This window comes from Colwellia psychrerythraea (genome assembly GCF_000764185.1).
Taxonomy (GTDB): Bacteria; Pseudomonadota; Gammaproteobacteria; order Enterobacterales; family Alteromonadaceae; genus Colwellia; species Colwellia psychrerythraea_B.
The window spans coordinates 37,410-48,783 of sequence record NZ_JQEC01000015.1; the positions used below are offsets into that span (position 1 = coordinate 37,410).

The following is an 11,374-nucleotide window of genomic DNA, read 5'->3' on the forward strand; positions in this document are numbered from 1 at the left end:
TTTGCCTAATTTGAACCAAATAACACAGTAAATAGCTTTGCAAATTTCAAATTGCAATGCAATTTACATATATACAACGGGTGAGTTAGTGATGAGCGATTTAAATATAATTAGTCAGTTTGCAACGGCGATGCTCAAAGCCGCAACTTTGGACGACTTACTCTGGGCGATATCCAAAAATATTGGTGAAACCTTAGGGTTTGATGATTGTGTCATTTATTTAAATGATAACAACTCTCTTATTCAAAAAGCAGCTTTCGGCATCAAGAACCCAACGAAACGTAACTTGTATAATGAAATAAAAATCCCTGTTGGAAAGGGAATTGTTGGCTATGTGGCTCAGTCACAAGCAAGTGAAATAGTCGCTGATACAACTGTTGACCATCGATATATCTGGGATGAATTTTCAGGAAAGTCAGAGCTTGCTGTCCCCATTATTTATGAAGACATAACTATTGGGGTCATCGATAGCGAATCATCACTAAAAAACGCCTACTCTCACAATGATATGGAAGTTTTACAAATTATTGCCAATATTGCCGCTCCTCGTATCGCTTCAGCGCAATATTGTTCAGAGCTGAAGCAGACACAATCTCAACTCGAAGAAACTAACGATAAATTGTTTAACTCATTAGAGCAATTAAAAGAAAACCAAGAAGTACTTGTTCAAAATGAAAAAATGGTCTCTATTGGCTTATTAGCTGCAGGTGTTGCTCACGAAATAAATAACCCACTAGCTTTTTCCATAAGCAATGTCTCTTATTTTAAAGAATGTATTAAAGACATCACCAATATGCATCAGGTGATATTTGAACATGAAAATATTTCACCAAAAATTAAGCAGCAATTACAGTCGATTAATTATATGCAATCTCTTGAGGAAATAACTGAAGTAGTTGGAGAAACAGCTAATGGTTTGTTGAGAATAAAGAATATTGTTTCTGATTTATGTGGCTTTGCCAGAAATGAAGAAAAGGAAGTATCCAACTTTGATGTTAATAAAGGTATCAAGATTGTTACCAACATCCTTAAAGGAGAAATTAACAATAATTGCCACTTAGAATTAGATTTTGGCCAAATACCAGACCTTTATGGTAATGAAACTAAAATCCATCAAGTCTTTATGAATATCATTCTTAATGCAGTACAAGCTTCACGTAATAACGGTTTAATTTCGGTAAAAACTTACTTAGATGAGAATTTTGCTTGTATTGATATTACCGACAATGGCCTTGGTATTGCCAATGAAAATCTGCAAAATATATTCACACCTTTTTTTACAACCAAACCCGTAGGACAAGGCACAGGATTAGGGCTATACATCTGTTATAAAATAATTACTGAGGAGCATGGAGGACAAATTAAAGTATTTTCAAACCATCATAAAACAACCTTTCGAATTATGCTTCCTCTTCACAGCGCAGATCAATTAAATCTACACAATCTTACTTAAATGAAACTAAACAACCACCATCTAAAGACGGGAGGATATGCTAACAAATTAGCCACATACCCTTTGATGTTACTACGGTTAGTTTTGATACTTTATACTGCTTAAAATAGCTCTACATTTGCCTCGTAAACGTGCATTAAAAAATCCCCAATCATTTTAGTTGGAATGTCTCACGTGGTTGTTTGGCTTTCAGCAGAATTACTGATTTTTAGGTGCTTGCGGGTCAAATTTCTCTACGATCATGTGCTCTCTACTTATTCTAAATTTTGTAACAGGTGTTTTTCTAGTATTAAATCAAGAGAAAGTCAGCGTCGTAAATGATGGTTTAAAGCCCTTATTAGAAGTCAAGGTTGTTTGCTAAGGCATTAGTTTAATGCGCGGAATTATACAGGAAAGATGCAATAAGAGGAAAATTTCGATAAAAGCTGATTGGCTAGCAACTTAATGCTTCAAGACCCTACGAATAATTATATTTTTATACATACAGCACATCAATCGAGTAACTAAATAAAAACTCATAACATTGAGCTTAATAGGTATTAATCTCAATATTTAACTGATTAAAATCAAATGTTAATTGCTCATTTTTCAAAAGTATTAAATAAATCTCCCGCATAGCTTTGGATGTTATTAATTATTGAAGGTAATGAAACCTTTAATCCACTGCCGATATACTTTTTCTGTTCTCAAACTATATCGTCTTGTTCTGAGTTCATTGCGAACTAATTCTATAAAAGGTAACTTGCCCATCTTAAATACCCCAAGCAATAACTGTATATATTCATAGTCTCAATTGTTTTTTTAATAAATGCAAGGATATGGCTCACTATGTAACTTTTTAAATGGCACGAATATTTATAAAGGTATTTTTAACTATTTGTTTTATTAATAATAATTTCATTGTTAATTGTATATAGTGTGCCCCGTTATGGCACACATATCTCAATGCTCACTTTCTCCAATCGCGGTAACGTTTGATAAGACTGATAATTACTGGTAACGTACTAAAATTATTAATAAAAATGTGTATTAGGGCTTATTAAAATTCAAAGTTGGCTTTGTATTAACTCGAAATGCGCACTAATACACTGTTATAAAGCTAGAAGTTGTGCTCATAACTCATCTTCTCATGCAAATTAGATATTTAAAAAAAAGGATTTACGATATGAAAAAATTATTCTTAATTATATGCGCATTATTCTCTTCTTCCAGTGACGCTGGGCAGAATTCGATAGTAGTTATAAAAACAACTATGGGAGATATCACCGTTGAATTGAATAATGATAAAGCGCCTAAAACCGTAGCTAGCTTTTTAGGGGCTATTAAAATAAGAGCTTATTCCGATACAATATTTCATTTAACTCAATCAGATTTTATGATTATGGGAGGTGCGTATAATACATCATTAGAAGAACTCCCAAGTCAGCCCTCTAATATCAATGAGGCAGATAATGGGTTGCTAAATGAAAAAGGTACTATTGCATTGAATATCAATTCGAATTCGCAGCCTATTATCAATGAATTTTATATTAATACTTCAGATAATGCTTTCTTAGATCATAAACCAGAAGCGAAAGAAAATTCAGCATACTCTAAAGGGCATCCAGTATTTGGCAAGGTAATTAAAGGTATGGATGTTGTAACTTTAATTGCCAATGTTGAAACAACAACAAAAGGTCCTTTTAGAGATAATGTTCCTGTAGAAAATATAATTATTAAATCTATTTCTATAGTCAAATAAGTATTTTATCTATCGGTTTAATGAAACTACAGCAATAGCTTTATAACAAGCCAATTAAGCAGGACTAAAAACAGTTGGTTTTGCTCCTGCGTCGCTAATTTTAACCAACTATTTTTAGCCTCTTATTGGGGCGTTATGTTTCAGTGTTACCCACAATTAGTGGACACCTTAAATGGGCGTTAGGCTTTCGTAGCACCGAGTATTATTTATATTCAATCAAAGGTAATCAAATGAAATCGCAATTAATATTCTCAACTCTTCTTTGTTTTCTGTTAGCTTCATGTGCTTCCGGTCCATCAAAACAAGAAATGGAAAAAGCTTTAACGAATTTTGAATTGAAGTCAGAGTCTTCTGGAGAATTGATCGATGTATATATTTATTACTCTCATGGAAGTGGCCAGAAGGAAATGGGGGATGTGGCTTATAAGCTTGATGACTCAAAGGGGTTTATTGGCAAATTATTCTATGGAGAGTATTTCCATTTTCAAACAACTCCAGGTCCCCATAAAATTTCATGGAGAGGTAATAGTAATGAATCAAGCAAAGTTAAGTATGGTTCATTAAATGTAGATTTTAAGCGAAATCAAACTTATATATTCAACCAAGTTCATGCCATCATTTTTAATCGCTATGCCAGTGATGGTTTAAGTACAATAAGTAGTTTAAACAAATCAAAAGATATTTTAAAAAGTAAATACTATTTATCTAAAACAACTGAGAGTAAAGCAAGTGCGTCATGCTTAAAGGTCAAAGAAGTGGTGATGTTTAGTCTTTTGTGTCTATCAACACCTAAGAAAATCAACAAGGACTAAACAGTGGGCTGTTTTTCGTTTATGTAAGCGTTATACGCTATTGGCTCTCATCATAAATAAAGGTAGACTTTTTGAAATTATTTGATAAAGCGAAAGAACTAACGGATAAAGTTACTGAATCAATAACTTCTTTTAGTAGCGATGAAGTCATTGCAAACACAGTAATTAAAGCTGTTGAAAAGCAAGAAAGGGTGAATGCAATTTTAAAGGCAAAAGGCTGCAATTATCTTGTATCAGACATTGAACTTGGTATGGGGGTTCCTCCAACAGTTACTTTTGGTGTTCGTAGAGTAGATGAGCCAAACGCCTCTATAGAAAAGCGAATAGGAATAAGTGATCAATTAGATCGCGTATAAGTCATTCAAGCAAAAAATAACAGTTGGCTTTTTGTTCGTGCCTCATTTATTTTAGCCAACTGCAATTAGCCGTTTAAAAAGCGTTATGTGTATTAGGGTAGGTTTTGCATATATTAGATAATCTTATGTTGATGTTTGAATTTTGGATTCAAACGAATTGGTATGTTGCTTTTGCAATGTCCCTTGTTACTAATTTAGCTGTTTATTTCGCCTTTGGTTATTTAATAAGCACTATTACTCAAAGAATAACTAAAAATAATTGGTTAGGTGAGTACATTGACAAACGTCCTTTTAAAAATGGGCAACAAACAAGTGAAATTAAAAACGGAATCACTGCATGTGTAATGTTTTCCTTAGTAAGCCTTTTGGCCAGAGAATTATTTGTCGGAGTTATTCCATTATCAATCACTCAATTATTAATTGAAGTGTCAGTTTTTACATTATTTTATGAAACCTACTCATATTTTGTTCACAAATTACTGCACACTAAACAATTTCGAAAGCCACATTCCGTGCATCACTACTCTGTCCGGACGACACCTTGGAGTGCATATAGCGTGCATCCAATCGAAGCGCTATTAATCGGTATGAGTGCTCCTCTTTTTATGTTGATATTTCCAGTTCATCTTAGTGTTATATTCGCTTTTCACATACTCGGTGTCGTATTTACATTGTTAATTCATTCCAATCTTAAATTGAATAGTAGCAATATATTTTGCCAATTATTTAATCGTTATACGAGGAGCCATACTGCACATCACTCAATTGGTAACGTAAATTTTGGTTTTATTAACTCATTTTGGGATCTCTGTTTTAAAACAAAGTATATTGAGTCTAGAGTTGTGTAAAATACACATACAAGCTGTTAAACAAGGACACGTTGGCTGTTAACAGGCCGTTATATGCCTTTTGGCTAAGTCTTCATTTGAGTAGGTGTTGCTATTAAAGTCACTGTTCCAAGTGATAAGGATGTGTCATGGGATATATTGTAAAGTTTCTACCAATATCATTGCTTTTGGTGACAAGCTTTTATTGTTTCGGCTATGAAACAACAAAAAAAGAAGTTTTATGTGTACCGGAGTCACCGCCATACTCAGGCAAAAATATTATTAACAAAGGACCGTTATCTGAGGTCATCGTTAACGCCTTAAATTTGACTGGAATTAATGTACAGGTAATGATCGCTCCATGGGCGAGAATAATGCACGAAGCTGAGAATGATAGATGCATGATTGGTGGGTTATGGCCTACCAAACGCCGAAAAGCCCTCTTTCACTTCTCTACTAAGCCAGCCATAAAGCAAATGTTAGGGCTTTATATTAGAAGTGATAAAACTCTTAAAGAAGTTCAAGGTGGTATTCTTGCGATGCAGCGTTCTAGTTATTTACCTGCAGTATTAATGCAACAGAATTGGATGTTGCATGAACTAACTCATCCGTCTCAGGGGTTAGGTATGCTTGCATTATCACGGGTTGATGCGTTGTTTGCCGAAACAGGTCATATGAACTACTTGATTGCTCAAGACGATATATTAACAAAGGAGATAAAGTTGGCTATACCAGAATTGCAAGCAGTCAACGGCTACTTGGCTGTTTCTAAGAAGAATCCCAACGCAAAAGAAATTATAGATACGTTCGACAAAAATGTAGAAAAGGTACTTAAGAGAATGAGACATAGTGAAAATATGTAGCTTTGAAATATCCTCGGTTTTATAATGTTTTAGGTTTGGCGACGCGGCATATAACAAGCGCTTCAAACGGAAAATACAACTAGCTTTTTCACTTCGTTCAACATTTTGGCAAGGTAAATTTAGCTGAAGCAATAATTCGCTTTAATGAATACCCATTTGAATGCAACGACGATGATACTGTATTGGCTAATTGGTCTTTGAAGCAGGTAAATTTGAGGTTTACCATAAAAGCTATCTAGGTAAGAAATTCACTATCGAGACTCAAGATACAGAATATATTCGGAAACTAATTGGAATTTACTTTTCTGGGGATAGAAAGGTTATAGAAGAATCAATTAGTAAAGACTGTAGTGTGGTAATCGCAAGTAGTTTATGGTCAAAATTAAAGGGCTTGGTGGTAAGTCGTGCATAACAAGCTAATAAATAAGGACAAACAAGTAGGTTTTTGCTCCTTCATCGCGTATTTTAAGCCACTATTTTATTGGCCCCTTAATAGGGTGTTATATTTGTTATTGAAATGGAGTATCAATTTTGACGTTTACCTATCAAACCTCAAGGTTATCCGTGGTCGAAGTTTTCAGTGGTACACAGGAAACTGACACTTTAGTTTCCATTACGGAATTGTTCACTACAAAAGTAGTAGAGAGCCTTCCTCCATATTTTCTAAATATTGATTCGCTCTCCGATGCTCAAGACTGGTATAAAAAAATGGTGTCGGAAAGCCGTTTGTTTATGGTGAAGCATACAGGCTCAAATACGACAATTGGTTTTGTTTTCGTATACGTCGGAAACAATGCGAATGCCCATATTGGTTACCTTCTTGGTGAGTCATTCTGGGGCAAAGGCTACGCTACTGAGTTACTGAGTTACTGAAGGGGTTAATTGATTTCATTAAGCATGAGAACAAAATAAAGCGATTAATTGCAGGTGTAGCCACTAACAACTTCGTTTCATCCAAATTGCTCCATAAACTTGATTTTGTTAAGAGTGCTAGTGAAAATGATGAAACAGATTTTTATGAGTATCAGTTGTCACAAAAATAACAAGCCACTCAACCCTGTGCAATACTAAATTATATAATAAGGTAAACTTTACTAATGACCGAATACGAAATGAATGAATTGGTCCTGCAATCCCTTGGACTTGTTCAAGACAACATAACTTTATATTTAACTATTATGAGTGGCTTTCTATTAGTCATGTTTCTTCAAGCTAAAAATTTATCAAAATATCAATTTTATTTCATTAATATGATTTTTTTAGTTTTTTCTTCGTTTGTTATTTTTGGGGCGTATAGGTTCGCTATCAACGCAACCCTCATCGGAGAAGGATCGCCAAATATAAATGTCCCTATTTGGTATAGTTATTTTATCTTAACTGTTGGTCTCATCTGCATAATAGCATCGATGATTTTTGCCTTAAGCGTTAGATATAATAAAGCCAAATAAAGAAGTTGTTTTAATGGCTTTCTCACAAGGCAATTGAACAAGGGCAATATACAGTTGGTACTGCTCCTGCGCCGCTCATTTTAACTAACTATTTTATTACTTGTTAACAACGCATTGGGCCTATCTGAATATCGCACCTCAGCTCTACGGATTCTAAACAGGAATAAGATGAACAGACTTTGTGGTCTAGATTTATTGCGCGCCATTGCGATTATCTGGGTAATGCTTTTTCACGCTACGAAATATGGTACACCGTCTAGAACGTTTTCAGGACTAGGTTGGATGGGAGTCGATCTATTCTTTGTACTCAGTGGTTTTTTAATTGGCAGTAAATTGTTTAAATTAGTTTCCCAAAGACAGGAGGTTAATTTAAGTAATTTTTACTTAAGTCGCGCTTTTAGAGTTCTTCCCGCATATATAGTGGTTTTAACAATTTACTTTTTAGTGCCTTTTACTAGAGAGGGAAATGGCTTACAACCTCTATGGCAGTTTTTAAGTTTTTCGGTTAATTTGTTTATAGATACTTCTAGCAGTAATACATTTTCACATGTTTGGTCATTGTGCATTGAAGAGTATTTCTATTTGCTCTTTCCAATAGCTGTATTGTTGTTAATGCATAGAAGTAGTGTTACCAAAATTTTAGTTCTATCGCTATTTGTTATTACCTTTGGCATGTATTTACGAGGATATATTTGGATAAATCAATTAGGCTGGGGGCAGTCATATTTTGAAAATATATATTACCCTACATATACAAGATTAGATGGCCTATTAGCAGGGGTATTACTAGCAACACTTAAAGTGTTTAAACCTGATTTGTGGGACTTTACAATGAACCACGCTAATAAAGTTTTAGTTCTCGGGCTTTCAGGATTAGCACTTGCTATATGGATATTTAAAGCTCGCTTTGGGTATATGGCAACAGTAATTGGTTTTCCAATATTGTCATTCAGTTTCGCATTTATTGTTGCTGGAGCATCTAGCCCGTCTTCCGTGTTTGGTAAATATAAAGTACCCGGCGCCTATTTTGTGGCTACATTAGCTTATAGCCTCTATTTGACACATAAATCTGTATTTCACATGATAAATACAACCATTGGAGAGCAGTTAAGCGCAAATGGATATATCGCATTCTTTGTTTATGGTGGTTCTGTCTTTTTAGTTGGAATAGTTTTGTATGTAAGTATAGAACGGCCTTTTCTTAAACTTCGGACTGCAGTCATAGCTTGGGATAACAAAAAGCCTCAGAAAGTAGCAGAAATAAACTCGTAACTTGATATAGTAAAGCCCTTAGTGTTGGCCCCTATAACAAATTGCTTAAACGGATAAAAACAAGTTGGCTTTTATTTTGGCGTTATGTGCCAGAGCTTAATCACTGCCAACTTAAACATAACGAAAAGGAAGTCAAATGTTTATAGTTTCACTTAATTATACGTCTACTATTGAAGAGATAGATATGCATATAACAGAACACCTAATGCATCTTGATAAGCAATACTCGCTTGGTAATTTTATCGCATCTGGCAGAAAAGAGCCTAGAACGGGTGGTTTCATTCTGGCAACAGTTGAGTCTAAAGTAGAATTAGAAAGTATTTTATCTAACTATCCTTTTTATAGAGAGAAATTAGCTGAGTTTGTTGTCACAGAGTTTATCCCTACTAAAACATCTCCTGAGTTGAGTTTTTTACTTGATGCTTAACGACAGCAATCAGCAAATTCACCTTGGATTTTTAGCGGTAGGCTAGGATAAAAAGAAACAAGGATCGCATGACAAGCTTATTGGCGCAGTGGTAATACCCCCAAAAAAAAGGGTATTGAAAATGTTAATTTTCAACGCTTAGCAAAGCGTTAGCCGTACATAAATCTATGGAGTTCAAATGAAGTTTGAAGCTATCAACTTTAAAGATAAGTTCACGCAATTTACAGAGCATTGGTCTCCGCGTGTTATTGCAGAGATGAATGATTATCAATTTAAATTGGTAAAAGTTGAGGGTGAGTTTGTTTGGCACGACCATCCTGATACAGATGAAGTATTTATTGTTATTGAAGGCATCCTCAATATTGAATTCCGGGACGGAATAGTTACCTTAAACTCAGGCGAAATGTTTGTAATTCCTAAAGGTGTAGAACATAAACCTGTTGCTAACAGTGAATGTAGAATTATGATTATTGAGCCAAAAGGTGTTGTTAACACAGGTGATTCTGGCAGTGAACTAACTGCAAAAAATGACGTTTGGGTATGAAGTACAACGAGTAAACAACGCGCAACTAACCGTTGCTTGGGTTTAGCATTCGGCCCACAATTTTAGCCTACTAATAAACGTTCCATTAGCAGGACACTATGCGCACATGGAGTATACATGAGACTATTTTTACTCATATTATCGACAATATTGCTTAATGGATGTGTTGCCTCATCATATATATCTTCAATTGGGGCTAAATCAATACATGGCGATACTAGAATTGACTTAGCTAAAACAGATTTAGCTTACGCAGAGAAGATTTCTGATCCATTAGGCGTTACGGATGGAAAAGCTTTACCTTTTACGAATTTATATATTTCTGATGAATCCTTTGATACTGCCTCGGTAAAATTTAATTACGATGATATTATCTGGACTGAAAAAGGCTCCACAAGTGGAAAAGTTGATCTATCGATTAATGGTGAAACTCTGACTTTTTCAGTGTTTCAATATAATAATCGAGTTGAGTTAGAATATGATTATAGGGATTGGTACAGCTACCCTGCTCAAAGTTTACTGATACTTAGTGTGCCGGCGGATGTCGTTATAACAACGGTTGCATTACCTATAATAGGCTTAGGAATGTTGATTGTTAGTTTAACTATGGAGCCTCCATTACACTAATCCGCATGAAAAGAACTTTAAAAAGAAAATTTATAGTTGGCTTTTTTTGTTTTTAGAACATTATAACCAGCAGTAATTTACAACTTAAGCAGGCGTTATTAGCCCTTAATGATTTGGAGTAAATCATGGAAATTGATGAAGATAAAATAGATGAGGCGGCCTTAGCTTTAATGTATCTCACATTGCATGACCACTTTCGAGCTTGGAAACAAATTGATTGGGAGGTGACCAATCGATTACATGAAAAAGGTTTAATTTGTGATCCTGTTGGTAAAGCTAAATCTGTTGTATTAACAGATGAAGGGCTAAAAAAATCTGAAGAGTTGTTTCGTAAACTATTTTCTAAATAGTAAACAGGGCAAATACAAGCAATTAACAAGGCGATATGCCGAAGAGAATCTTATTTGATGCCTGAACCTAATCCATCGAAAATCATGACCTTTATAACACCGAAAGATCTCGGCCGATGGCTCAAGATTAATCATGCTTCTGAAAGTGAACTGTGGGTGAAGGTATACAAAAAAAATACTGGGATTCAGAGCGTGACTTGGAATGATGTCGTGATCGAGGCTCTATGTTGGGGTTGGATCGACGGTATTAAGAAGTCAATCGATGACCAAGCCTACCTTCAGCGCATTACTCCCAGAAAAACGCGAAGTAACTGGTCTAAAAGAAACACAGAGCATGTGGAGCGTTTGATAAGTGAGGGCAAGATGATGGAATCAGGACTCGTGCATATTCGTGCTGCAAAAGCGGACGGTCGTTGGGAAAATGCCTATGTGGTAAGTGAAATGGAAGTGCCTGCAGATTTCCTAGTTGCATTGGAGAGCAAGCCGAATGTTAAAGAGTTTTTTGAAACTCTCAATAAAGCAAATCGTTGTGCTATCGCAAACGGATTGATAAATGCTAAGAAACCCGAAACCAGACTAAGGCGATTTGAAAAATTCATGAGCATGCTTGTTAACGAAGAAAAGCCTAAATAACTGAAACTTGGCATAACACCT

The 11,374-nt window shown here is 35.0% G+C and carries 14 protein-coding genes; 13 read left to right on the forward strand and 1 reads right to left on the reverse strand.

What is annotated here, in order from left to right; translation table 11 throughout:
• Positions 1-37: 37 nt before the first annotated feature.
• Positions 38-1,453, forward strand: a complete 1,416-nt coding sequence (locus GAB14E_RS15525) for a GAF domain-containing sensor histidine kinase (RefSeq protein ID WP_156115688.1) — start codon at positions 38-40, stop codon at positions 1,451-1,453.
• Positions 1,454-2,083: 630 nt separating this feature from the next.
• Here the strand turns inward: GAB14E_RS15525 and GAB14E_RS25650 are convergent.
• Positions 2,084-2,203, reverse strand: coding sequence for a phage integrase N-terminal SAM-like domain-containing protein (locus GAB14E_RS25650; protein WP_414734058.1), 120 nt, complete (start codon positions 2,201-2,203; stop codon positions 2,084-2,086).
• A 415-nt stretch (positions 2,204-2,618) separates the two neighbouring features.
• Between GAB14E_RS25650 and GAB14E_RS15520 the strand changes: the two genes are divergently transcribed.
• The 12 genes from GAB14E_RS15520 to GAB14E_RS15465 all read left to right on the forward strand — a co-directional run bounded on the left by GAB14E_RS15520 (position 2,619) and on the right by GAB14E_RS15465 (position 11,353).
• On the forward strand, positions 2,619-3,194 hold the full coding sequence (locus GAB14E_RS15520; RefSeq protein WP_033081569.1) for a peptidylprolyl isomerase: 576 nt from the start codon (positions 2,619-2,621) through the stop codon (positions 3,192-3,194).
• 230 nt (positions 3,195-3,424) lie between these two features.
• Positions 3,425-4,006 (forward strand): hypothetical protein, encoded by a 582-nt coding sequence (locus tag GAB14E_RS15515; protein ID WP_033081570.1) that lies wholly within the window; start codon positions 3,425-3,427, stop codon positions 4,004-4,006.
• Between the two features lie 71 nt (positions 4,007-4,077).
• Complete coding sequence (locus GAB14E_RS15510; RefSeq protein WP_033081571.1) at positions 4,078-4,362, forward strand: hypothetical protein; 285 nt, start codon at positions 4,078-4,080, stop codon at positions 4,360-4,362.
• Between the two features lie 104 nt (positions 4,363-4,466).
• Positions 4,467-5,210 carry a sterol desaturase family protein gene (locus tag GAB14E_RS15505; RefSeq protein WP_231562005.1) on the forward strand — a complete coding sequence of 248 codons (744 nt, stop codon included), beginning with the start codon at positions 4,467-4,469 and terminating at the stop codon, positions 5,208-5,210.
• Between the two features lie 128 nt (positions 5,211-5,338).
• Positions 5,339-6,052, forward strand: coding sequence for a substrate-binding periplasmic protein (locus GAB14E_RS15500; RefSeq protein ID WP_033081572.1), 714 nt, complete (start codon positions 5,339-5,341; stop codon positions 6,050-6,052).
• Positions 6,053-6,583: 531 nt separating this feature from the next.
• The gene (locus GAB14E_RS23980) at positions 6,584-6,925 is read left to right on the forward strand and encodes a GNAT family N-acetyltransferase (protein ID WP_197061168.1); all 342 of its coding nucleotides are present in this window, start codon (positions 6,584-6,586) and stop codon (positions 6,923-6,925) included.
• 743 nt (positions 6,926-7,668) lie between these two features.
• Positions 7,669-8,772 (forward strand): acyltransferase family protein, encoded by a 1,104-nt coding sequence (locus tag GAB14E_RS15490; RefSeq protein ID WP_052093551.1) that lies wholly within the window; start codon positions 7,669-7,671, stop codon positions 8,770-8,772.
• A 136-nt stretch (positions 8,773-8,908) separates the two neighbouring features.
• A complete protein-coding gene (locus GAB14E_RS15485; protein WP_033081574.1) occupies positions 8,909-9,199 on the forward strand; it encodes a YciI family protein in 291 nt (96 codons plus the stop codon).
• A gap of 178 nt (positions 9,200-9,377) precedes the next feature.
• Positions 9,378-9,743 (forward strand): cupin domain-containing protein, encoded by a 366-nt coding sequence (locus GAB14E_RS15480; protein ID WP_033081575.1) that lies wholly within the window; start codon positions 9,378-9,380, stop codon positions 9,741-9,743.
• A gap of 117 nt (positions 9,744-9,860) precedes the next feature.
• Positions 9,861-10,370 carry a hypothetical protein gene (locus GAB14E_RS15475; RefSeq protein ID WP_033081576.1) on the forward strand — a complete coding sequence of 170 codons (510 nt, stop codon included), beginning with the start codon at positions 9,861-9,863 and terminating at the stop codon, positions 10,368-10,370.
• 125 nt (positions 10,371-10,495) lie between these two features.
• Positions 10,496-10,720 carry a DUF6429 family protein gene (locus tag GAB14E_RS15470; RefSeq protein WP_033081577.1) on the forward strand — a complete coding sequence of 75 codons (225 nt, stop codon included), beginning with the start codon at positions 10,496-10,498 and terminating at the stop codon, positions 10,718-10,720.
• Between the two features lie 57 nt (positions 10,721-10,777).
• Entirely contained in the window at positions 10,778-11,353 is a 576-nt protein-coding gene (locus GAB14E_RS15465) for a YdeI/OmpD-associated family protein (RefSeq protein WP_033081578.1), read from the forward strand.
• Positions 11,354-11,374: the final 21 nt, after the last annotated feature.

Bases quoted from the DNA above. Each gene is read 5' to 3' on its own strand.
- GAB14E_RS15490 (WP_052093551.1), top strand. From the start codon at position 7,669: ATGAACAGACTTTGTGGTCTAGATTTATTGCGCGCCATTGCGATTATC.
- GAB14E_RS15515 (WP_033081570.1), top strand. From the start codon at position 3,425: ATGAAATCGCAATTAATATTCTCAACTCTTCTTTGTTTTCTGTTAGCT.
- GAB14E_RS15500 (WP_033081572.1), top strand. From the start codon at position 5,339: ATGGGATATATTGTAAAGTTTCTACCAATATCATTGCTTTTGGTGACA.
- GAB14E_RS15470 (WP_033081577.1), top strand. From the start codon at position 10,496: ATGGAAATTGATGAAGATAAAATAGATGAGGCGGCCTTAGCTTTAATG.
- GAB14E_RS15465 (WP_033081578.1), top strand. From the start codon at position 10,778: ATGCCTGAACCTAATCCATCGAAAATCATGACCTTTATAACACCGAAA.
- GAB14E_RS25650 (WP_414734058.1), bottom strand. From the start codon at position 2,203: ATGGGCAAGTTACCTTTTATAGAATTAGTTCGCAATGAACTCAGAACA.
- GAB14E_RS15480 (WP_033081575.1), top strand. From the start codon at position 9,378: ATGAAGTTTGAAGCTATCAACTTTAAAGATAAGTTCACGCAATTTACA.
- GAB14E_RS15475 (WP_033081576.1), top strand. From the start codon at position 9,861: ATGAGACTATTTTTACTCATATTATCGACAATATTGCTTAATGGATGT.
- GAB14E_RS15520 (WP_033081569.1), top strand. From the start codon at position 2,619: ATGAAAAAATTATTCTTAATTATATGCGCATTATTCTCTTCTTCCAGT.
- GAB14E_RS15485 (WP_033081574.1), top strand. From the start codon at position 8,909: ATGTTTATAGTTTCACTTAATTATACGTCTACTATTGAAGAGATAGAT.